Origin of the sequence: Armatimonas sp., from assembly GCF_043757465.1 — a bacterium.
Lineage (GTDB): Bacteria > Armatimonadota > Armatimonadia > Armatimonadales > Armatimonadaceae > Armatimonas.
In genome coordinates, this window is the sequence record NZ_JAYVPL010000008.1 from 1 (window position 1) to 20,563 (window position 20,563).

A 20,563-nucleotide genomic window follows, 5' to 3' on the forward strand; every position below is an offset into this window, starting at 1 on the left:
ACACACCTCGGGCCGATGCGGGATAACCTCGTCGGGATTGTCCACCTTCTCCAGAGTTTTGCCCTTATGTCCCGGCTGTGCCCCTGGTTTTCGTCCTGATTTTTCCCTGAGGCTTCGGTTCTTGTTTGTCTTCTTCTGATCGGTGGAAGGTGGCTTGGACGAATTTTGTGAGTTGAGATTGAGCCGTGCTTCGATGGCCTTGAGTCGGTTTGCCATCTCGACAAGGCAAGCCACGACGACTTCTCGTCCTTGGTTATAAAGTGCGTTTGCCTCTTTCTCGGTCATATCCTTAGGTGGTATCCTACCTCAAATCTGTGGATGGCGCGAGCGGTGTGTAGTTACGTTATTTGTACCCTGCTTTTAATGGTTAGTATCGTCAGGTCGTGAATCTCCTGGTTATCTGATTGTGCCCCTTGCCCACCGGAGTCTTCCCGTCGCTTACCCAGATGCCGAAGTTTTTTGTTGTAGGGCTTGTGCGACAAAAGGCAGTATCCGAATATAGAGTGGGCAACATGACGATTTCTGAACAGCCTCTCTCTTTGGTCACGCTGCTGGCCTCGCTTTCTTACGCTCTGGATCTCACTGAAGGCCAGCCGATGGGCCATGCTGTCCGTACGTGCCTGATCGGGCTGCGGCTGGCGCGGGAGCTGGGGATCGTGGGGGAAGAGCGGGACAATCTGCATCTGGCGTTGCTGCTCAAAGATGCGGGATGCTCCAGCAATGCGGCGCGCATGTTCGCTCTTTTTGGGGGCAATGAGCTGCTCGCCAAGCAAGACTCCAAGATCCACGACTGGCGGCGTATGAGTGAGGCGATCAAGTTCGCACTCCGGCACGCGGCACCGCAAGAGGGGCTGGCAAAGCGCATTGCACAGCTCAAGGAACTCTCTCGCCAGCCCGTGCGCGTGATGGATGTGCTCACCGAGGCGCGCTGCACACGCGGCGCGGAGATTGCAAATCTGCTGGGGCTGAGTCCGGCTGTCTCTGAGGCGATCCATGCACTCGATGAGCACTGGGACGGCGAGGGGGCTCCCTACCATCGGAGAGGCAACACGATTCCGTTGCTCGCCCGGATCGCCTGCCTCTCTCAGACTCTGGAGGTTTTTGCGACGACCTACGGAACGGTGCGTGCTTACAAAGTCCTGGCGCAGCGCTCCGGAACCTGGTTTGACCCCGAGCTGGTGCGAGCGGCGCAGGCATTTGCCTGCGATACAACCTTCTGGGACGGCGTGCGAAACCAGCCCGAGGTGCTCCTACGCCTCAAGACCAGCGAGCGCCTCCACCGCCAAGTCACTGAGGCGAGCCTGGATAGTGTCTGTGCGGCATTTGCACAAATTGTGGATGCCAAGTCGTCGTTTACCGGGGAGCACTCGCTCCGCGTGGCGGACTATGCCGAGCAGCTTGCAAAAACGCTGGGTATCGGGGAGGTGCGGTGTGCTACCCTGCGCCGCGCTGCACTCCTCCACGACCTGGGGAAGCTTGCGATTCCCAATCTGATTTTGGACAAACCCAGTCGCCTTACCGACGGCGAGAAGGCGCATCACTGAGATCGCGGCGGCGCATCACGGAAAACTCGATGGCACCGGTTACCACCTGGGATTGACGGGGGGGGAAACTCGATCTGGAAATGCGCCTTCTCGCCGTCGCCGATATCTACGACGCGCTGACCGCCTCTCGTCCTTACCGCGAGGCCATGCCACACGAGAAAGCACTTTCCCTCCTCAAAAAAGAGGCGGGAGTCGCTTTGGATGCCGACTGTGTCGCCGCTGTCGAGCGCCTCTCTGCTCCTCAGGCTCTGGCACGCGCCGCGTAGTCGGTACAATGCATCTGTGACAAACTCTGAGCGCCCGGCGTGGCGGATGGCGCTTCTCCTCATTCTGGGCTACACGGCCTACTACTTCTGCCGAACGAACTTCTCCGTGGGGCGGCCCTCGCAGCTTGCGGAGCTGGCGCGGCTGGGGATGACGTCGGAGGCCGCCACGGTGGCGTTGGGGCGGATCGCGACAATTGGCGTGGTGGCGGGGATCTGTGGGAAGTTTCTGGCGGGGCGGGTGGTGCACAAGCTCGGCGGCGTCCCCGCGTTTCTGCTCGGGGGGCTGGGGGCTGCACTGGCGACCGTCGCGTTTAGCCGGAGTACGAGCATCGGGCTCTTTGGTGTTTGCTGGGTAGCAAACCGGCTCTTTCAGGCGGTGGGGTGGCCGTCGGCGGTGCGCATTGTGGGGAGCTGGTTCACGGCGGGAAATTACGGCAAGGCGATGGGGATTGTCTCGCTTTCCTGGCTCTTTGGCGACGCGCTTGCCCGTGCGGCACAGGCCCGGCTCCTGGCGACGGGTGGGGAGTGGCGCGGCGTGTACTTGGCATCGGCGGGCGTGTTGCTGCTGATCCTCTTGCTCTGTGCACTGTTTCTCCGAGAGCGACCGGTTGCCCCAGAGGTCAAGCAGGCGCAGGAAGCCCACGAGCCGATTCCTGTACGCGCTCTTTTTGCCCGTCCTGCATTTCTCTGCATCTGTGTCGCAGCATTTGGCTTCACGCTGGTCAATGTCACACTTTCTGAGTGGCTGCCGGTTTACTTCACAGGAATCGGGCTGAGCCAGGGCAATGCGGCACTGGCAAGCGGGCTCTACCCGCTCATGGGCGGCGTGAGTGCGGTCGGGTTTGGCATTTGGGGCGATAGGATCGGGAGTCAGGGGCGACAGAAGCTCCTCTTGGTGGGCCTGCTACTCACCGCGCTGGCAATGGCTGGATTTCTGCTGGCACGCACACCTCAGATCGCCTTCGCTCTGGTTGCGCTCTCCGGGTTAGTGTCGGGTGGCCCCTATGCCTACTCCGTGGGCGCGGCGGCGCTGGATCTGGTGGCACCCAAGCAGGCCGCGAGCGTGAATGGAATCATAGATGGTATGGGCTATCTCGGCGCGATTCTGGCGGGAGAAGCCGTCGCCCGCCTCGCCGTCGCGCTGGGCTGGAACGGCGCGTTCGCCGCGCTTGCTGTCGTCTGCCTGGTGGCAAGTGTATTCTCCGCGCTTCTCATCAGGCGCAGCTCTACTGAGAGCCCGCACCCATCTTGAGGCTCATCATCAGAATTCCCATGAGAAACATCCAGGCAAACATGGCGACACAGCACCCGAGCATCACGGTGGGCGTGACTTCAAACGGGGGCTTCTTGGGCTTTTGCATAGAGACAGCTCTCAGTGTACCTCTGGCAGGGGTACACTTTGGGTTCGATGCCCAATAAATATGCCCGCAAGCTGGCCGCTAAGCTTGCCCCTGAACCCGAGGGGTTTCTCGCCGCTCTCACTGAGGGCAAGAGTGCCCGGCCCGCTGTGCTCTGGCTCGGTGACTCTGCCGAGAGTCCGTTTACGAGCCTGTCGCCCGCGCCCTGGCAGCCGGAGTTTGTGCAGGCTGTCGCGCCCGGTGAGCGTCCCGGTCGCCACGTGCTCCACGATCAGGGGGCCTACTATTGTCTGGATCTCTCGTCGGTGTTTGAGGCCAGTGCGCTCTGCGGCTTGCCGACAGGGGGGACGGTGGTAGATGTCTGCGCCGCGCCGGGGGGGAAGACGGTCTTTGCCCACCGGGCGCTGGCTCCCGAGCGCCTGATTGCCAATGAAGTGATCGGGAAGCGGCTCGGGCCGCTGACGGGCAATCTGAAGCGCTGCGCCGTGCCCGCCGAGACCCGCTGCGCCGATCCCGCGCGGCTGGCGGAGGAGTTTGCAGGGCAGGCGAGGACCGTGCTGGTAGATGCGCCGTGCTCGGGCCAGTCGCTGCTGGCACGGGGGCAGGACAACCCGGGGGCCTTCCACCCGGTCAATGTCAACTCCTGTGCCAACCGCCAGAAGCGCATCTTGGCGGAGTCCGTTCGGCTTCTCGCTCCGGGAGGCTTTCTTCTCTACTCCACCTGTACCTATGCAAAAGAGGAAAACGAAGACGTGATTTCCTGGCTACGGGTACGGTTTCCTGAGCTGACTGCGCAGGAGCTGCCCGCGCACGAAATGCACCGCTCACCCCATGCAGACTTTCCTTGTTACCGCCTCTGGCCGGAGACTGGCTTCGGCGCGGGAGGCTTTTTGACCCTGCTGAAGCACCCCTGAGTGGCCAATGATGACACTAGGAAACTTACTACAGAAAGATGAACACACTCCCACGTGCAGCCACTCTCTACCTTCGTGCTGTTTATACGGCAGGAGCCATCGCGTTACTGGTGGCAATGGGGCGACTGATACTGCGGGCGCTGTCTGGCGATTTTGCCGATACCGGGGCCCATTTATTACTCTTTATCATCCTTGGGGGAGCGGTTGGCTCCAAGAAGATTCGTCTGACACGCGGCCGCTCCGACGATGATGTAGGGGTTTTGTCGCTCGGGTTTACGGTCAGCTACATGACCATGCTGCACTTTGGTCCCGCCGCTGCCGTTCTGGTTGCCTGTATTAACTGTCTGGTGAGCTGCTTCACGCAGCCTACCTACCAGCGTCTCTTCAATGTCGCGATGTCCGCTCTTGAGGTGACAGTGTCGGGGCTTGTGCTCGGAATGCTGCACGTGCCTAGCTGCCAGTGGATTCCGGATAGGTCTGTTCTCACTTTGATGCACCTGCCCGCGGTGATCGTGGGGGCGCTGGTCTACTACGCCATGAACACGGGCGGTGTCTCCACGATTATCGCGCTGAGCAGTCGGCAGAACCTCCTGGCTCTTTGGAAAGAGAACTTCCTCTGGACGCTTCCCAGCTATCTGGCGGGCGGCGGCGCAAGCTGGCTAGCCCTGTATTTTATGGGCAAGAGCGAGAGCCTGCTCAGCATCACCCTGGTGGTCGGCCCCGTCGCCTACATGATCTACACGATCTACGAGACCCACACCGCTCGCACTCGGGAGAAGCAGCAGCATATCGAGCAGCTCCAGAACAGCCAGACCCAGCTCGCCGATCTCTATCTTGCAACCATTAAGAGCCTTGCGCTTGCCATTGATGCCAAAGACCAGTACACCCACCAGCATATTTTGCGGGTGCAGCGCTACTCTGTGGCGGTGGGAGAGTACCTACAGCTCTCCGAGAACGACCTTGAGGGGCTGCGTACAGGAGCCCTTCTGCACGATATCGGCAAGCTGGGAGTCCCGGAGTATGTCTTGCTCAAGCCGGGCAAGCTCACCAACGATGAGTTTGAAAAGATTAAGAAGCACCCGGAGATCGGGGCTGCGATTCTTGATCCCGTGGAGTTCCCCTGGCCCGTCCTGCCCGTGGTGAAGTACCACCATGAAAAGTGGGATGGCACGGGCTATCCCGAAGGGCTCAAAGGGGAGGATATTCCCTTTCTTGCCCGCATTCTGAGTGTCGCAGATGTTTATGATGCACTGACCTCCACCCGTTCGTACCGGAATGCCTGGCCCCATGAGCGCGCTCTGAACTTGATCCAAGAAAATATTGGGACTCACTTCGATCCCGTCGTAGCCCAGGCTTTTCTCGCGGTGATTGATAGCGTGGTTCAGGCGATGGCGAGTGAGGGCTACGGACCGCTGATTAGCCGTAAAGAGGTGCCGGTTTATGCGACCAAGGCGGATGAAGCCGCTCGTGATATTCATCGGGCCTCGTCGGAGCTCTGGGCGCTCTACGAAGTGGCGCAGACTCTCTCCGCCAGTATGGGAATGACGGAAACCCTGGATATTTTGGCCCGTAAGCTGGAGGCGATCCTTCCGGGAACCACCTGTTTGTTTCTTCTTACGGCGGAGGACATGCCTGAGACACTAATTGCCCGGGCCGCTGTGGGCACGAACCGGGAACACTTCCTGACTTGCCGCACGGCGGGTCAGAAAAGCCGCTCTCTTGGGGTCGTTCGTTCCCGTCAGACCTATCTGGGCGAGTTTGATCACGATGATTTGCTGATCACCAGCCAAACACAGACGCCATGGGTGCCACTCAATACGGCGCTGATTGTTCCTATTGTCCATCAGGGAGAGGCGCTGGGAACTATCAACTTGTTCCACCAGCAAACCGATGCATTTTCGGTTCATGACCAGCACCTATTAGAGATGATCGCGGAGCGCGCCGCGATGGCGATCTACAACGGCCTGCTCTACGACCGAACACGAAACCATGCCTTTACTGACCCGCTCACGGATCTCTACAATATCCGATTCCTAACGCAGTATGTCGAAAAACGCTGTGCCGAAGGCGACGAAGCGCGTTGTTTTGCTGTTCTTTGCTTGGATCTGGATAATTTTAAGCCCGTCAATGATAATTTTGGCCACTCACGTGGCGACGATGTTCTGCGCGATCTGGCGGGGCTTCTGCGCGGCGCGGTGAAGGAGCGGGATATTGTCTCACGGTACGGGGGAGATGAGTTCCTGCTGATTTTAGAGGATGCTACTATGGCGGAGGCGGAGCGTATTGCGGAGCGTGTGCGTGCCGCGATCACCTCCTACGACCCTGGACTTCTGCACCCGCGTCTGGGTGCTCTGCGGCTCGGAGTTAGCATCGGCACTTCCTGCTTTCCTCAGGATGGGAGCGACTGTGCCACACTGCTCTCGGCGGCGGATCTGCGCATGTACCAGGACAAGACCGACCGCAAGCTTCGTTTTATGGCGGGGGGACAAATTATGGCGGAGGGACAAACTCTGGAGCCAGACACGACTCTTAAAGCAAGCCGTCGTGGCGCGTTGAAAGTGGTTTCGAGGAAAAAAGCGGCATAGACTGAGGGCATGAGTGAGGCAAAACGATTACTGACCATCGGGCTGGTGACGGATGTACACTACGCCGATGCGTTTCCGCGCGCGAACCGCTACTATCAAGAGTCCCTTACGAAGCTAGAAGAGGCGGCGTGCGTTCTCCGCGAGGAAAAAGTAGATATTGCCGTGGAGCTAGGGGATCTGATTGATACTCGCCGGAAACCTGATCTGGTGCGGGAGCGCGAGTACCTGAAGCGCATCAACATGGTTTTCACGGCCATGGCTCCTGAGCGGCACTATGTCTTTGGGAACCACTGTGTCACGACCCTGAAAAAGCAAGAATTTCTGACGATTGTAGGTCAGAAAAAATCCTACTACTCCCTGAAGCGCAAGGGGGTTCACCTCATTTTTCTGGATGCCTGCTTTCGCTCTGATGGAGTGGCGTACGGCGAGGGAGCCTTTGAGTGGACTGACACCGAGATTCCCGCGGCGCAACGGGAGTGGCTAAAGACAACCCTCAAAAAAGCAAGCAGTCCGGTAGTTGTCTTTGTGCACCAGCGCCTCGACACGCCTCCGGGCAATCACTACACCATCAAGAGCGCTCCCGAAGTGCGGCAGATTCTGGAGCAGAGCAAGAAAGTCAGCGTGGTCTTTATGGGCCACAGTCACCACAATGCACAGATAATAATCAACGGGATTCCCTACCTCACGCTCGCCGCGATGGTTGAGGGCAGTGGTCCGGAGAATAGTGGCTACAGTGCACTGCGCGTCTTCGATGATGGCAGTTTCGAGCTGGAAGGTTTTCGCAAGCACTCGCAGCATCCTGCCCACGGTAAACGTCTGCAACCAACGCTCACTCCTGAGGCTCTCTAACACCATGCAGATTAGTATTCAAGCGCGTGGCCTGATCAAAGACTACGGCAAGCAGCGCGCCGTTGATGGGATTGATCTTGATGTGGGCGAGGGAGAGTTCTATGGGTTTCTGGGCCCCAACGGTGCGGGTAAGTCCACCACCATCAAGATGCTCACGGGGATGCTCCGGCCTACCAGCGGACAGATGCGCGTGGCGGGCTACGACATGGCGAGCCAGCCGCTTGAGGTAAAGCGCGTGATTGGGATTCTCCCTGAGGAAACCAGCCTCTACGAGCGGCTCACGGCGCGGGAGATGCTGCTTTTTGCAGGCCAGATGTATGGCCTAGGGCGCACCGAGACCGAGGAGCGCACACAAGACCTACTGGGTGTGATGGAGCTGACATCGGATGCGGACAAACTTATCGTAGACTACTCGATGGGCATGAAAAAGAAAGTCGCACTGGCGGCAGCGCTCATTCATCGGCCCCGTGTGCTCTTTCTGGATGAGCCGTTTAATGGCATTGATCCGATCTCAGTGCGCGCCATCCGTGGGGTGCTCAACACGCTCACGGAGCACGGCACGACGATTTTTTTCACATCGCACGTGATGGAAGTGGTTGAGCGGCTCTGCACACGCATTGCGATTATTCAAAAAGGCAAGCTGGTCGGTCAGGGCACTATTGCGGAGCTGCGCGAGCAGGCGGGCGAAGACGGTGCCCTGGAAGATGTCTTCCTCAAGCTCGTCTCCCCGGAGGCCGTCAGCACCGAGACCCTCAAATGGCTCTGAGGCAGCTTCTTTGGCTGCGCTGGAAGCTCACTCTGCGGGGCTTTACCCGGAGCCGGAGCACGCTGATCGGCTCGATTATTGGGCTCCTTATTCTGGGACCCTACGCGCTTATGCTGGCGGGCGGCTTGGGCTTTGGGCTGGTGAAGCTGGATGTAACTCTCGGGGAGAATGCTCTGCGGGGGGCACTACTGCTCGTTGCCGGGATCTGGACAATCGGGCCGATTCTAGGCTTCCAGCTCAACGAAGCGCAGGATATCACGCGGCTCTTTGTCTACCCCGTGCCGGTGCGCAAGCTCTTCATGGGGGCGACCGCCGGGTGCTTGCTGGACTTGACCACACTTCTGCTCGTTCCGACGCTTCTCGCTGTAATCGTCGGTGCGGCGTTTCATGGCCTTGCGGGGGCACTGATCGCTGTAATTGCCATGCCACTCTTTCTCTTTCAGACACTCGCCGCCAGCCAGGGTGTCACTCTCGCACTCCAGGGGGTGCTTCAGAGCCGTAAGTGGCGCGATGTGGCGCTGCTGATTGTGCCGCTGTTCTGGATGACCTGGCAGTTTGGGATGCAGAATATTGGCCGTGGTGCGAAGAATATCAACCTAAAGGCGTTTCTCGTTAGTCCCACTTGGGATGTGCTCAACTTTCTTCCACCGGGCCTCGCCGCCCGCGCCATCGGTGCGGGGATGAAGGGCCTGTGGCCGCTTGCGATTGCGTATCTGGGGGCACTGGGGCTCATTACTGTGGCGACTTTTATGGTCTCTTCGTGGCTGGTGAGCAAGGCCTATGAAGGTGAGGCCGTCGGTATTCCCGCACCACAGCCCCCCCCTCTAGCCCCCGTGCAACGGAGGCTAGGGGTTGGGGGCAGAGGGGGAGAAGGCGTGGTTCAGGCGGTCTTCCAGAAAGAGTGGTACGTCTTCACCCGCGATCCGTACTTTCGGCTCATGGCGATGAACTTTGTCTATATGCTGGGTTTCGGAGCATTCATGGCCTTTAGTCGGGGGAAGAACGACGCGGCGGATGGTCTGGGGTTCACCGAGGCGCGTACAACCATGGCTCTCTGGCTGGCGACCTCGCTGACACTGTTTCAGCAGAGCATTCTTTCCTACAACATCTTTGGCCCCGAGGCAAATGCGGCGACCCTGCTCTTTGCCTTTCCCGTACGCCGCCGTGAGCTGCTGATCGGGAAGAACCTTGCGAATCTCTCGGCGCTCTTACCTCTGAATCTTGCCGCCGTGATCGTGCTCTGCGCAACTCTCAAGCGTCTTGACATGCTCCCGATCTTGCTGCCGTGGATGCTGGGGGCCTCCGTGCTCATGACCGCCGTGGGCAATGCGGTCTCCGTGATGATCCCGTACCGGGTCAGCACACAAGGGTTTAAGGCGCGGCAGAGCAGTGGGGGAGTGGGATATGGCTTCGCGAGTCTGGGAATCAGCTTGGCGGCCCTGGTGCTCTATACCCCGATTCTGGCCGCCGTGCTCGTGCCTCACTTCTGGATCGGGACGAGCTGGCTGCCACTGACTGTCCCCCTGGCGCTTGGCTACGCTGTGGCCCTCTATTTTCTCTCGCTACGCCTCACCGAGCCTTGGCTGCTAGAGCGCGAGCAAGAGATTATCGCACGGGTTGCTCGGCCTGAGGGTTAGGGTACACTCTAAGTATGGCACGAATTCAACATGCAAAGACGCAAAACGCGCAGATTGCGACGCTCACTTTTTGGGGTGGCGTGGGCACTGTCACCGGCTCTAAGTATCTGATCGAGACTAAAAACAGCAAAGTTTTGATTGACTGCGGGCTTTTTCAGGGCCTCAAAGAGCTGCGGGATCGTAACTGGCAGGCACCGCCGTTTGACCCGACGACGATAGATGCCGTGGTGCTGACCCACGCGCACACCGACCATGTGGGCTATCTTCCAGCGCTGGTGAAGAACGGCTTCAAGGGCATGGTCTACTGCACCCGTGCCACGGGGGAGCTGGCACGTATTATTCTCGAAGACTCAGCGGAGCTGCAAGAGGAGGAGGCGGACTGGCGCAATAAAAAAGGCCTCACCGAACACAAGCCCGCCGTGCCGCTCTACGACCGCACCGATGTGAAGCGCACGATGAAGCTCTTTCAGCCGCAGAAGGCGGGCACTGAGGGGTTCCAAGTCACCAGCGATATTCGTGTGCAGTGGTGGCCTGCGGGGCACATGCTCGGGGCGCGCTCGCTACTGGTGGAGGTGAGTGGGGCGGGCGCACTGGGGCAGCAGCGCAGTATTCTCTTTTCGGGTGATGTGGGCCGCTGTAATCAGCCGGTTCTGCGTGATCCTGTCACGCCGCCACCTGCCGACTATGTTCTGGTTGAGTCTACCTACGGCGATAGGCTCCACGAGGACGAAGACCCGCGCCAGCAGCTTGCGGAGGTGATTAAAGACGCCCATGAGCGCGATGCCCCCGTGCTGATTCCCGCGTTCTCCGTGGGGCGCACCCAGGATATTCTCTACCACATCCGTGAGCTAGAAGATGCGGGAGAGATTCCCATTGTGCCCGTCCGCGCCGACTCTCCGATGGCGGCGGAGGCGACCCAAGCCTATCTCAAGATGGTAGAGGAGCACGACGACGATACCCGGGAGATTACTGCGGCGCGGCGCAATCCGTTGCGCACCAAGTCCATGGGGTTCTCGTCGAGCCGTGAAGAATCCCGCAGGCTCAACGAGGAAACCGGCGCTCGGGTGATCGTCTCCGCCAGCGGCATGATGACCGGGGGACGCGTGATGCACCACGCCCGCCAGATGGTCTCCAACCCAGAGGCAACGATCTGCTTCGTCGGCTTCCAGGCGGCGGGCACGACGGGGCGGCGGATTTTGGATGGCGAGCCGGAGATAAAGATCTTCAAGGAGTGGTTCCCGGTGCGCTGCAGCGTCAAAAAAATCGGTGGCTTCTCGGCCCATGCGGACTACAACGAGCTTCTCACCTGGCTCGCACCGCTGGCACGGCACGCCCCGCGCCAAGTCTACATCACCCACGGCGAGCCGGAAGCCGCCGCCGCGATGGCTGAGCACATCAAAGAGCGCTTCGCCTGGAATGTCACCGTCCCGGCTTACGGGGATGTGATCGAGCTGAAGTGATCTCCTACCCGTAGGTTGGCTTTTGTGGCCAGCCTGCGGGAGAGTCTTCGAAGTCCTCTTGTCTGCCGTAGGGGGTGACATCGAGGAGAGGGTAGGTATGGACCAGATTTTCGACGCCACGACCGTAGGTGGAGTAGGTGTGGTAAACCTCATCGTCGAGCTGGAAGAAGACGCTCAGGCCCGAACCTTCGCCGCGCTCATCGGAGACGTGGAAGTCGTAGTTGAACTCGCTCCCAAATGAGGAGTACCAGGGGACGCTCCAGCCTCGCTCTTGCTTCCAGGCATCGAGCTTGGTCAACGGCGCACGGGAGATTAAGGCAAAAGTAGTGTCGCGCTTGCCTAGCAGGGAGAGGTCCGCGATGGCATCCACAAAGCCAGTGCAGCCAGTGCAGCCTTTTTCCCAGTCCGGGCCGAACATGAAGTGATAGACAATGAGCTGGCGCTTGCCCTCAAATAAGTCTAGCAAGCGTCGCTTGCCACGGGGACTCTCAAAGACATACTCTTTGTCCATCTTCACCATTGGGAGCCTGCGTCGCACCGCAGCAAGACGGTCACCCTCGCGGGTGTGTGCTTTCTCTTGGAGCAGCAGCGCCTCACGCTGAGCGAGCCATTCGTCACGGAGGACAATGGGGGGGTGGGGGATTCCGTTCTCTGTCATTACTTTTTCTTCTTCCAAATCTCGGGCAATATTCTTTGTACTCTCCGATTGCGCTCTCAGGCGGAAAGCCATGCCGAACAATTTTTGCGGTGAGGAATGAGCCTAGGGGGATTGCATTTAGCACAGGCTTCCCGCTTGCGATACAGTAAGCAACACATGTCCAATACCAATATATTTCATGAGAACGTGACCGAGGAGTGCGCTGTCCTCGTGGCGCTGGAGACCGGCGAGCATCTAGATAGTATCGAGGTGCGTCTCGACGAGCTCACGGAGCTGGCGAGCACGGCCAATATCCGGGTGATCGAGCGCTTCGACCAGCGCAAGCGCAACCCCGATCCGGCGTTTTTGATCGGGCATGGGAAGGCCGATGAGCTCTACATCTTGGTGGCGGAGCTGGAGCCGACCGTCGTGATCTTCGACAACGAGCTCTCCCCGACCCAGCAGCGTAACTTAGAGATCACGCTCAAGTGCCGAGTAATGGACCGGACGCAACTGATCTTAGATATCTTTGCGCAGCGCGCCCGCACCCGTGAGGGCAACTTACAGGTGGAGCTGGCCCAGCTTACCTACTCCCTGCCGCGTGTGGGGCTGCTCTACACCAAGTTCGAGCGCCAGCAGGGCGGTATTGGGGTGCGTGGCGGTGGCGGGGAGAGCAAGGTCTCGCTCGACAAGCGCAAGATCCGTGAGCAGATCGCCGAGCTGAAAAACGAGCTGGAAGAGGTCAAGAAGACCCGTCGCCAGCAGCGCGTCGCCCGGCGTAAGCTGCCGTTCCCGTCGGCGGCTCTGGTGGGGTACACGTCGGCGGGCAAGTCCACCCTGCTCAACCTGCTCTCTGGCTCGGATGTGCTCGCCGATAAGATGCTCTTCTCCACCCTCGATCCCACCACGCGCCGGGTGATCTTGCCCGATGGTCGGGGGATTCTGCTCACCGACACTGTGGGCTTTATCCGAAATCTTCCCCATGACCTCGTGGCGGCGTTCCGTGCGACCCTTGAGGAGACCATCGAGGCGGACTTTCTGATTCACATGGTGGACATCAGCAGCCCCGAGGCGGACCGCCACCGCGACACGGTTCTGGAGACACTGGAGGCGCTGGGCGCAAGAGATAAGCCGATTCTGACGGTTTTTAACAAGAGCGATCTGGTCGAGGATTCGCTTGCGCTACGTCACCTGGTTGCATCAACCCCCAACTCGTGCTACATCTCCGCCGCCAAATCCCAGGGGCTCACGCACCTCATGGACCGTATCTCAGAGACAATTAAGGAGCTGGTGCAGACCATGCTGGTCGCGATTCCCTACGGTCGCTCCGAGCTAGTGGCGCAGTGCCATGAGTTTGGCGTTGTGCACTCGGTAGACTACGGCCCGGATCATATTCTCGTCCGCACCGATGTTGCCCATGCGCTGGCGGGGAAGCTGCTGGAGTTCCAGATCGTCTAAAAAGCGCCTGTGGTACACTTGGCTATGTTTTCCCAGACTGCCGAGTATGCTCTCCGTGCCGTGGCGTATCTGGCGGAGCAGGGAGAGCCGCGGACGGTGGCGCAGATCGCTGTGGCCACCAAAGTGCCTCCCAGTTATCTCTCCAAGGTGCTTCAGAGCCTTGCGAAATCGGGGCTGGTGGTCTCCCAGCGCGGCCTGCACGGCGGCTTTCACCTGGAGAGGCCCACGGATCAGCTCTGTGTCTTTGATATTATTCAGGCCGTTGACCCAATCCCGCGTATCAAAACCTGTCCCCTGGACTTGCCCCAACACGCGAGGCAGTTGTGCAGGCTGCACCAGCGCATGGACGATACGCTCGCACAGGTAGAGCTAGTGTTTCGGCAGACTACGTTCGCCGAAGTCCTAGAAACCCCTATCTTCGGCCCCGATCCCGACTAAATGGCCCTGGGTGTGGAAGTAGAGTGCGTTCTCGGAGATGGCGGGAGTGGCCATGCAGACCTCACCCATCGGGTTCTGGGAGAGAAGCTTGAACGTTGCCCCCGCCTGCACCACGAAGATCTCGCCCTCCTCGCTAGTGTAGTAAAGTTTTCCATCGGCGGCCACGGCGGAGGCGCTGAAACCCGTGCGGCCTGTGCCCATGCGCTCCTGGTAGAGCCGCTGGCCGGACTGGGCATCGTAGCAACTGAGAATACCGGCATCGTTGCAGACATAGAGATGTGGCCCCAGCACCAAGGGTGTCTGCATGTAGGCACCTCCGCGCACGACCCCCCAGCCAAAGTGCATGCTACCCATGTTCTCAGGGGGCAAGACGATCTCGCCGGTGGCAGTGGGACGGATAGCATAGATGGGGGCTTGCCTGCCATGGGCATTGGTGATAAAGATCAGCCCCTGACCAACAATAGGCGTGGGGACAGGAATATCGCCGCCCCCCGTCAGCTTCCAGAGTGACTTGCCCGTTTTTACATCGTAGCCACCGATGTGTTTCCAGCCGTTACACACGACTTGCGCCTTGCCGCCCACGGTGCAGAGTGTCGGGGTGGACCAGGTGGGCACTTCCGTGCGTGGCGTACGCCAGATGTCTTTGCCCGTCGCGGGATCGAGCGCGGCCACAAACGAGCCTTTCTGAATATCGCACTGGACGATAATCTTGCCGTCGGCGAAGATCGGGGAGCTGGCCCAACCCCACTGCGCGGTGGGAACCATGTAGAAACCCGAGTCTAAAAGCCCCAGATCGCGCTTCCAGAGCAGCTTACCCGTTAGATCGTAGCAGAACAGCCCCTCGGAGCCGAAGAACGCGAGCACCCGCTTGCCATCGGTGGCCATGGTCGCGCTGGCCTGCGTGGCCTTGGTGTGGCGCTTTACTTTCGGGACACCTTTATGGGCGGTCTGCTGCCAGAGGATCTTCCCGGAGCGCTTATGAACACAGTAGATGCGCCACTCGTGTTCGGAGTCATCTTCCACCGAGGCGATCTCGCCGTAGAGTCCCACTTTTAGGTCGTTGTTCTTCGGGCTCAGCGCCGCCGTCACGAAGACTTTCTCGCCCCAGACAATCGGGCTAGAGTGACCCAGACCCGGCAGAGGTGTCTTAAAGAGAATATTTTTCTTCTCCTCGACATTCCAGGTGGTGGGAAGCTTGCTTCCCACCGCGATCCCACTTGCGCCAGGACCACGAAACTGCGGCCAGTTGATAGTTGCCATGGGGCTATTTTACCCCCGTAACCCCCGCCGAGCGGGGGGACAGGTAAGGAAAGAGAATTTTGTTTTTCTCTCCCCCGTTGGACGGGGGCTGGGGGGCAGGTTATAATCCACGCATGGAACTCAACGATAACAACTGGATTTCGGGCGAGAAGAAAGAGACTTTGCAAGAGAACTCTGGTGGCGTGACCCGACGCACCGTTCTGACGAGCGCGATGACGGCGGGCTTTGCACTGGCGGTGCAGCCCGTCGCTGCGGAGACGACTCTCACCGACACCAAGGGGCTAAAGGCGGGAATGATTACGTTTAAGGGCGCGGATGGCGTGGAAGTGCCCGCCTACTACGCCGTGCCGGAGAAGCTTGTGGCGGGAAAGAAGCCCCCCGTGGTGCTGGTGGTGCAGGAGATCTTCGGTGTTCATGAGCACATCAAAGATGTCTGTCGGCGTTTTGCCAAGAAAGGCTACTTCGCTATCGCTCCTGAGCTCTATGTCCGGCAGGGCAGTGTCTCGGACAAGCCGATGGCCGAGATCTTCCCCGTGGTATCCCAAGTCCCTGATTCCCAGGTGATGACCGATCTGGATGCCGCGCTCGCTTACGCCCAGTCCACAGGAAAGGCGGATGCGAGCCGGGTTGCGATCACGGGCTTCTGCTGGGGCGGGCGCATTGTCTGGCTCTACGCGGCGCACAATACGAAGCTAAAAGCCGGAGCTGCCTGGTACGGTCGCTTAGTCGGGCAGAGTAACCCGCTCCAGCCCAAGAGCCCCACGGAGCTCGCGGGCAAAGTCAACGCCCCGATTCTGGGCCTCTACGGCGCGAAAGACGCGGGAATAAAGATCGAGAGCATCGAGGGCATGCGCGCCGCGCTGAAGGCAGCCGGGAAGACCAAGTGCGAGATCATTGTCTACCCAGACTCCGAGCACGGCTTCCACGCCGACTACCGGCCCAGCTACAACGAAAAAGACGCCAAAGATGGTTTCGCCAAGCTGCTGGTCTGGTTCAAGAAAAACGGCGCGTAGCTACTTCACCCGTGCAAAGCTCAAGATGTGCTGGCGCGGGAGGATCTGGCTGTTCTCGACAAACTTCAGGGAGAACAGCCCCATCTCCTTTTTGACCTGCGCGACGCTCAGTTTGTGGACTTCCTTGATCGGTACCGCTGGGTCTTCCTTGCGGTACTCCACAAAGACGATCCTTCCCCCGATTTTTAGGGCCTTCACCATCGCGGAGATCATCTCGTAGGGTTTGTCGAACTCGTGGTAGACATCCACCATGATCTGAAGATCGCAAGACTTCTCGGGGAGCTTGGGATCATCGGTCTTGCCTAGCACCACTTGGACATTACTGATCCCGTTTTGCTTTTTCTTCTGCTCAATAATGGTCAGCATCTCGGGTTGGATATCTACTGCGAGCACTTTCCCGCTCGGCCCGACTTGCTTAGCCATCATGAAGCTCAGGTAGCCACTTCCGGCTCCGATATCAGCCACCACCATACCTGGCTTCAGCTTCAGTGCTTTCACGAGCAGGGTGGGAGCCTCTTCTTCTTCACGCTCGGGGCGATCCAGCCAGTCTGCGGCTTCGTGGCCCATGACGAGCGCGATCTCACGACCCATGTAGAAAATCCCGGTGCCGTTGGGGTCATGGTAGCCACGGCGGATATAGGGCGGCTTTTTCGGTTGTGGTTGGGTTTGCATAATTTTTAATCCTTAACTAGGCCCAGCGGAGGTCTCGTCCGATGAGCAGCTCTGTCATTGCTGCATGATGTGTGTTTTTCATAGGAATGGCAAGCGTGGCAAAGTTCTGTTCTTGAGCCAATACCTGGACACTTTCGGTATTGTCATAGGTCATCAAAAAGTCTCCTTGAATCCTTGCAGAAAGACGGAAAAGTGCGTTGTGGTCAAGCTCGCTGTAAGTATAGAGTCGTGCCCCTGCACGTTTCCCCGGTGCGGTATAGGGAGGGTCAAGGAGAAATACGGCGTCATATCGATCTGCATTTTCCTCTAGAATCGTTAAACCATCCCCTTCGATAAAGCAAATTCGGGAGGCAATTGCTCCAATTGCGATGATTCGGTTTGCTAGCGTCTGAGGATACCAACGTGATGCCATCCCCCTTCCGTTCTCCCCAGCTTTGAGCTTGCCACTACCAGGCGCGAGGATTCCCCCGTGGTTGACGCGATTACGCAGGATAGTTTGAAAAGCATACGCCAGTGTGCTTTCAGGCTCTGTTGCCAGAATCTCAGCGACTGCACTCTCAGAAAAAGAAAACTCAACGATGCGCCGCGCCAGGCATTCCGCATCACCGTAGAGAATGGTGTTCCAGACAGCAGCGACCGCAGGATCACGTTCGACCATAGTAACGCGTTCCGCCAGGCGTTCGAAGGCGACCGTTAGGCTGAGAATACCGCCTCCAGCAAAAGGTTCAACGAACTCGCACGGCGGCTGAGGCTGGGAAAGTAACCAGCGACGTAAACGAGGAACGAGCCAGGTTTTACCACCCGGATAGCGAAAAGGGCTACGTTGCGGCACTGATGACACATTAACGATAGCCTCCCGCGGCTGTTCGTCAAAGAGGCTATATTGGTAGGCCGGTTCAGAGAGGATTTTCGGAGATGGTTTCATTGAGTTTTCGCTGAAGCTCACGTTGGAGTTGGGTCAAAAAGAGAGACTCATCGCCTGCTTCGGAACGGGTGATCCTCAAGAGGGCTGTTTCGAACAGAGTGTAGACAGTACGCTGGTGCGTCAACCGGAAACAATCTTCTTGAGGATCATGCTGTAGCGCATAGACAAACCAGGCTAGTTCGGCCTCGTGCGGAGGAACTTCTTCCAGGGAAGGCAAGGTTTCAAAGAAGGTGGTGTCTAGGGCGACTGCCATCTTTCTTTTCCATGTGTGGAGGATGCCACCTTTGAAGATAAGTTGAGGAGCGAGGCGCTTTCGTGATGAGGAGAGAAAGTCGGGGCGTGGATAGTTACGTTGCCCTCTCCAGTCGAAAGAACCACGTTCCTCAGGTGCTTCCATGTAGTGCGCAAATGGGACGCCGACGTTGCCAGAGATGTAGACTGCCTGTATTTCCAATGCCCCGTAGTCTATGATTCGGCCCACTGTATCGTAGGCAAGTAATATAGCATCAATATTACCTGCTGATTTTCCATCGCGATCTTTCAGAGCAACCTCTGTGATTGTTGTCCAAAGTGTTCCTGGGGGAAAGAAAAAGGTAGCAGCATCGGTGATGATCTGCCAATTTTCGCGAAAGCGTACAGGACAAGTGATCACCGCTCGTCCACTACTATCAAAAACACTGCAAACACCGAGTGGATTTTCCGCACTTGTCTTAGTGCAGTTGGGAACACGGTTATGAAAAGGACAGAGTCGGTGAGTACGATGCCGAGACCCATCCTGTGAGACATTTGTCGTAGGGAAGCCAAATACTTCTGCGAGTGGGTGCTGTGGCATCGTTCTAGCTCCAGGTTTCGGGGTAGACAGAGTGGTAGCGGATGCCCTTGCGAGGCTCCTGCTGAAGGGGTTCCACGGCGTCGCGGAAGGCGAAGTAGTGCGCGGTCTGCTGGTGCGCCTTGAAGTCGGCCTCGGTTTTCTCGTGATTCTTTCGTGCCTCTTCCAGAAATGCTTCACCCTTTCCAGGCTTAATCAACACGGTGACACAGACAACGTACATGGGCCGATTATACCGCTATAATGCCGCTGTGATCCGCGCTGAGAAAACCCTCTTGTTCTCGATTCCCCGGGAGGCACTCTGGGAGCTGCTCTCGGATACCGAGCGACTGAACCGGGAGCTGAAGCTGCCGTCGGTGGCGTTCACGTTCACGCCACGCCCTGAAGGAGGCTCGTCGCTTCGGGGCCAGGCGCGCTTCGGGCCGGTGACTCTGCGCTATGTCGAGGAGCCGTATCACTGGGTGAAGCCGTCGCTCTGGTGGGTGCAGCGCTTCCCCGAAAACGGGCCAGTTTCGGTCTACCGTGTGGGAGTGCAACTCGAAACCGAAGGGGCAGTGACACGGCTAATGGCCTGGTCAGAGGCCGAGCCACGTGGGGTTGGGGGCAGATTTCTGGCGCAGCGTATTGCCCGGAGCAGTGTCAACGGCCTGCTCCGTGCTTGCACGAGCTTTGTGGCGTTTCTGGAGGGCAGGCAAGCCACCCCGTATCCGATTCATGCCCACAAAAGTGGTACCGCGCCCGGTGCTCCTGATGGGGCAGCGATGCAACGAACGCGCACGCGTCTGGAGCAGGCCGGGCTCACGGGGGAGCAGGCGGCGCGGTTGATCGCCTTTCTGTTGCTCTCGCCGCCGGAGGATGTGGTGGATTTTCGCCCGTTTGCGCTCGCCGACCGGTGGGGGCTAGGCCGAACAGAGGTTCTGAAGCTCTGCCTGAAAGCGGTGCGTGCGGGGGCACTGGAGCTGCACTGGCGCTTGCTCTGCCCGGCCTGTCGTGGCGCGGGGCCGTCGGTGGAGACGCTGGACGCGCTCACGCCCGATAAAGCGCACTGTGCGTCGTGCAATATTTCTTTTGGCCCCGCTTTTGACCAGGATGTCGAAGTTTGTTTCTCCGTCGCGCCCGCACTGCGAAAAGCCGACGATGGCGCGGCAACCTACTGCATAGGTGGTCCGCACCGCATGCGCCATGTGGTGATACAGTGGCAAGTTCCCGCAAACACTTCGGAAACCGTCGGCACAAGCTTACCACGGGGAACCTACCGGCTTCGCTCTCCACAAAGACGCGAGACACAGGAACTCGGGTTGGCACAGAGTGCGTCCGTTGTGCTGGCGAATACGGCATCCTACCCGATGCTCTTTCGGTTGGAGAGCTTGGGCTGGCGGGAGGATGCGGCGACGGCGGCGCAGGTGACGGCGCTCTCGGAGTTTCGGAAGCACTTTGGCTCGGAGGTGCTGGCACCCGGGCAGGAGCTGGTGGTGCGGCAGGTGACGATCCTGTTTACGGACTTAAAGGGCTCCACTCAGATGTATGCAACCCACGGCGATGCCCCTTCCTACGCCACGGTGCGGGCGCACTTTGAGCAGCTCTCCAAAATTCTGGAAACATACGAGGGAGGTGTGGTTAAGACCATTGGCGACTCCATCATGGCCGCCTTCACCAACCCGGAGCAGGCCGTGCAGGCTGCCCTTGCCATTCAGCGCGAGGCCGCACCGCTTGTCGTGAAGCTCGGGCTGTGCAGTGGCCCCGCGCTCGCCGTGACCGCCAACGGCCAGCTCGACTACTTCGGCCAGACCGTGAATCTCGCCAGTCGTATCCAGGGTCAGAGCCACGGCGGCGATATCGTCCTCCCCGATGGGCTGCTTCACTTCGTCCCCACCGAGCTTTCCCAGGAGAGCTTTACGGCGATGCTCAAGGGGACGGATGCACCTGTAACACTCTGGCGGATTGGGAGTTAG

The 20,563-nt window shown here is 59.0% G+C and carries 21 protein-coding genes; 13 read left to right on the forward strand and 8 right to left on the reverse strand.

Annotated elements, in window-relative coordinates; all coding sequences use genetic code 11:
• A partial coding sequence (locus ACH2ED_RS00995; protein ID WP_395088327.1) for a DUF6444 domain-containing protein occupies positions 1-285 on the reverse strand: 285 nt, incomplete at its 3' end.
• 227 nt (positions 286-512) lie between these two features.
• Here ACH2ED_RS00995 and ACH2ED_RS01000 point away from each other — a divergent pair.
• From ACH2ED_RS01000 to ACH2ED_RS01010, 3 genes are all read left to right on the forward strand, one after another.
• A complete protein-coding gene (locus ACH2ED_RS01000; RefSeq protein WP_395088328.1) occupies positions 513-1,544 on the forward strand; it encodes an HD domain-containing phosphohydrolase in 1,032 nt (343 codons plus the stop codon).
• Positions 1,545-1,618: 74 nt separating this feature from the next.
• Positions 1,619-1,810, forward strand: coding sequence for an HD domain-containing phosphohydrolase (locus ACH2ED_RS01005; RefSeq protein ID WP_395088354.1), 192 nt, complete (start codon positions 1,619-1,621; stop codon positions 1,808-1,810).
• A 16-nt stretch (positions 1,811-1,826) separates the two neighbouring features.
• Positions 1,827-3,062, forward strand: coding sequence for an MFS transporter (locus tag ACH2ED_RS01010; RefSeq protein ID WP_395088329.1), 1,236 nt, complete (start codon positions 1,827-1,829; stop codon positions 3,060-3,062).
• Here the strand turns inward: ACH2ED_RS01010 and ACH2ED_RS01015 are convergent.
• Positions 3,037-3,171 carry a hypothetical protein gene (locus tag ACH2ED_RS01015; protein ID WP_395088330.1) on the reverse strand — a complete coding sequence of 45 codons (135 nt, stop codon included), beginning with the start codon at positions 3,169-3,171 and terminating at the stop codon, positions 3,037-3,039. The two genes, ACH2ED_RS01010 and ACH2ED_RS01015, sit on opposite strands and share 26 nt — an antisense overlap.
• Before the next feature lie 47 nt (positions 3,172-3,218).
• Between ACH2ED_RS01015 and ACH2ED_RS01020 the strand changes: the two genes are divergently transcribed.
• Genes ACH2ED_RS01020 through ACH2ED_RS01045 form a run of 6 tightly spaced genes read left to right on the forward strand, consistent with a single transcriptional unit; the run spans position 3,219 to position 11,379 of the window.
• Positions 3,219-4,082 carry an RsmB/NOP family class I SAM-dependent RNA methyltransferase gene (locus ACH2ED_RS01020; protein WP_395088331.1) on the forward strand — a complete coding sequence of 288 codons (864 nt, stop codon included), beginning with the start codon at positions 3,219-3,221 and terminating at the stop codon, positions 4,080-4,082.
• A 38-nt stretch (positions 4,083-4,120) separates the two neighbouring features.
• Positions 4,121-6,667, forward strand: coding sequence for a diguanylate cyclase (locus tag ACH2ED_RS01025; protein WP_395088332.1), 2,547 nt, complete (start codon positions 4,121-4,123; stop codon positions 6,665-6,667).
• 9 nt (positions 6,668-6,676) lie between these two features.
• On the forward strand, positions 6,677-7,516 hold the full coding sequence (locus tag ACH2ED_RS01030) for a metallophosphoesterase family protein (RefSeq protein WP_395088333.1): 840 nt from the start codon (positions 6,677-6,679) through the stop codon (positions 7,514-7,516).
• A gap of 4 nt (positions 7,517-7,520) precedes the next feature.
• Positions 7,521-8,282, forward strand: a complete 762-nt coding sequence (locus ACH2ED_RS01035) for an ABC transporter ATP-binding protein (protein WP_395088334.1) — start codon at positions 7,521-7,523, stop codon at positions 8,280-8,282.
• Positions 8,273-9,919 (forward strand): hypothetical protein, encoded by a 1,647-nt coding sequence (locus tag ACH2ED_RS01040; RefSeq protein ID WP_395088335.1) that lies wholly within the window; start codon positions 8,273-8,275, stop codon positions 9,917-9,919. Before ACH2ED_RS01035 ends, ACH2ED_RS01040 begins: the two co-directional genes overlap by 10 nt.
• Positions 9,920-9,933: 14 nt before the next feature.
• Positions 9,934-11,379 carry an MBL fold metallo-hydrolase RNA specificity domain-containing protein gene (locus ACH2ED_RS01045; RefSeq protein WP_395088336.1) on the forward strand — a complete coding sequence of 482 codons (1,446 nt, stop codon included), beginning with the start codon at positions 9,934-9,936 and terminating at the stop codon, positions 11,377-11,379.
• A gap of 4 nt (positions 11,380-11,383) precedes the next feature.
• Here ACH2ED_RS01045 and ACH2ED_RS01050 read toward each other — a convergent pair whose 3' ends face one another.
• On the reverse strand, positions 11,384-12,037 hold the full coding sequence (locus ACH2ED_RS01050; protein WP_395088337.1) for a DUF899 domain-containing protein: 654 nt from the start codon (positions 12,035-12,037) through the stop codon (positions 11,384-11,386).
• Positions 12,038-12,193: 156 nt separating this feature from the next.
• On the opposite strand from ACH2ED_RS01050, the gene hflX reads away from it, so the two are divergent.
• Entirely contained in the window at positions 12,194-13,474 is a 1,281-nt protein-coding gene (gene hflX / locus ACH2ED_RS01055) for a GTPase HflX (RefSeq protein WP_395088338.1), read from the forward strand.
• 24 nt (positions 13,475-13,498) lie between these two features.
• Positions 13,499-13,912: an RrF2 family transcriptional regulator gene (locus ACH2ED_RS01060; protein ID WP_395088339.1), complete on the forward strand. Its 414-nt coding sequence runs from the start codon at positions 13,499-13,501 to the stop codon at positions 13,910-13,912.
• Here ACH2ED_RS01060 and ACH2ED_RS01065 read toward each other — a convergent pair.
• A complete protein-coding gene (locus tag ACH2ED_RS01065) occupies positions 13,877-15,172 on the reverse strand; it encodes a PQQ-binding-like beta-propeller repeat protein (RefSeq protein WP_395088340.1) in 1,296 nt (431 codons plus the stop codon). The genes ACH2ED_RS01060 and ACH2ED_RS01065 overlap by 36 nt on opposite strands.
• 212 nt (positions 15,173-15,384) lie before the next feature.
• Between ACH2ED_RS01065 and ACH2ED_RS01070 the strand changes: the two genes are divergently transcribed.
• Positions 15,385-16,185 carry a dienelactone hydrolase family protein gene (locus ACH2ED_RS01070; protein WP_395088355.1) on the forward strand — a complete coding sequence of 267 codons (801 nt, stop codon included), beginning with the start codon at positions 15,385-15,387 and terminating at the stop codon, positions 16,183-16,185.
• Here the strand turns inward: ACH2ED_RS01070 and ACH2ED_RS01075 are convergent, their stop codons facing one another.
• The 4 genes from ACH2ED_RS01075 to ACH2ED_RS01090 are packed head-to-tail and all read right to left on the reverse strand — an operon-like array spanning position 16,186 to position 18,834.
• The gene (locus ACH2ED_RS01075) at positions 16,186-16,857 is read right to left on the reverse strand and encodes a class I SAM-dependent methyltransferase (RefSeq protein ID WP_395088341.1); all 672 of its coding nucleotides are present in this window, start codon (positions 16,855-16,857) and stop codon (positions 16,186-16,188) included.
• Between the two features lie 16 nt (positions 16,858-16,873).
• Entirely contained in the window at positions 16,874-17,782 is a 909-nt protein-coding gene (locus tag ACH2ED_RS01080) for a DNA adenine methylase (RefSeq protein ID WP_395088342.1), read from the reverse strand.
• Entirely contained in the window at positions 17,754-18,614 is an 861-nt protein-coding gene (locus tag ACH2ED_RS01085) for a NotI family restriction endonuclease (RefSeq protein ID WP_395088343.1), read from the reverse strand. Before ACH2ED_RS01085 ends, ACH2ED_RS01080 begins: the two co-directional genes overlap by 29 nt.
• 4 nt (positions 18,615-18,618) lie before the next feature.
• The gene (locus ACH2ED_RS01090; protein WP_395088344.1) at positions 18,619-18,834 is read right to left on the reverse strand and encodes a putative quinol monooxygenase; all 216 of its coding nucleotides are present in this window, start codon (positions 18,832-18,834) and stop codon (positions 18,619-18,621) included.
• A gap of 28 nt (positions 18,835-18,862) precedes the next feature.
• On the opposite strand from ACH2ED_RS01090, the gene ACH2ED_RS01095 reads away from it, so the two are divergent.
• Positions 18,863-20,563 carry a DUF5939 domain-containing protein gene (locus ACH2ED_RS01095; protein WP_395088345.1) on the forward strand — a complete coding sequence of 567 codons (1,701 nt, stop codon included), beginning with the start codon at positions 18,863-18,865 and terminating at the stop codon, positions 20,561-20,563.

Excerpts from the sequence above, each read along its gene's own strand:
- ACH2ED_RS01080 (WP_395088342.1), bottom strand. The coding sequence starts at position 17,782 with ATGAAACCATCTCCGAAAATCCTCTCTGAACCGGCCTACCAATATAGC.
- ACH2ED_RS01050 (WP_395088337.1), bottom strand. The coding sequence starts at position 12,037 with ATGACAGAGAACGGAATCCCCCACCCCCCCATTGTCCTCCGTGACGAA.
- ACH2ED_RS01045 (WP_395088336.1), top strand. The coding sequence starts at position 9,934 with ATGGCACGAATTCAACATGCAAAGACGCAAAACGCGCAGATTGCGACG.
- ACH2ED_RS01090 (WP_395088344.1), bottom strand. The coding sequence starts at position 18,834 with ATGTACGTTGTCTGTGTCACCGTGTTGATTAAGCCTGGAAAGGGTGAA.
- hflX (WP_395088338.1), top strand. The coding sequence starts at position 12,194 with ATGTCCAATACCAATATATTTCATGAGAACGTGACCGAGGAGTGCGCT.
- ACH2ED_RS01085 (WP_395088343.1), bottom strand. The coding sequence starts at position 18,614 with ATGCCACAGCACCCACTCGCAGAAGTATTTGGCTTCCCTACGACAAAT.
- ACH2ED_RS01035 (WP_395088334.1), top strand. The coding sequence starts at position 7,521 with ATGCAGATTAGTATTCAAGCGCGTGGCCTGATCAAAGACTACGGCAAG.
- ACH2ED_RS01025 (WP_395088332.1), top strand. The coding sequence starts at position 4,121 with ATGAACACACTCCCACGTGCAGCCACTCTCTACCTTCGTGCTGTTTAT.
- ACH2ED_RS01030 (WP_395088333.1), top strand. The coding sequence starts at position 6,677 with ATGAGTGAGGCAAAACGATTACTGACCATCGGGCTGGTGACGGATGTA.
- ACH2ED_RS01065 (WP_395088340.1), bottom strand. The coding sequence starts at position 15,172 with ATGGCAACTATCAACTGGCCGCAGTTTCGTGGTCCTGGCGCAAGTGGG.
- ACH2ED_RS01020 (WP_395088331.1), top strand. The coding sequence starts at position 3,219 with ATGCCCAATAAATATGCCCGCAAGCTGGCCGCTAAGCTTGCCCCTGAA.
- ACH2ED_RS01060 (WP_395088339.1), top strand. The coding sequence starts at position 13,499 with ATGTTTTCCCAGACTGCCGAGTATGCTCTCCGTGCCGTGGCGTATCTG.
- ACH2ED_RS01015 (WP_395088330.1), bottom strand. The coding sequence starts at position 3,171 with ATGCAAAAGCCCAAGAAGCCCCCGTTTGAAGTCACGCCCACCGTGATG.
- ACH2ED_RS01075 (WP_395088341.1), bottom strand. The coding sequence starts at position 16,857 with ATGCAAACCCAACCACAACCGAAAAAGCCGCCCTATATCCGCCGTGGC.
- ACH2ED_RS01040 (WP_395088335.1), top strand. The coding sequence starts at position 8,273 with ATGGCTCTGAGGCAGCTTCTTTGGCTGCGCTGGAAGCTCACTCTGCGG.
- ACH2ED_RS01000 (WP_395088328.1), top strand. The coding sequence starts at position 513 with ATGACGATTTCTGAACAGCCTCTCTCTTTGGTCACGCTGCTGGCCTCG.
- ACH2ED_RS01070 (WP_395088355.1), top strand. The coding sequence starts at position 15,385 with ATGACGGCGGGCTTTGCACTGGCGGTGCAGCCCGTCGCTGCGGAGACG.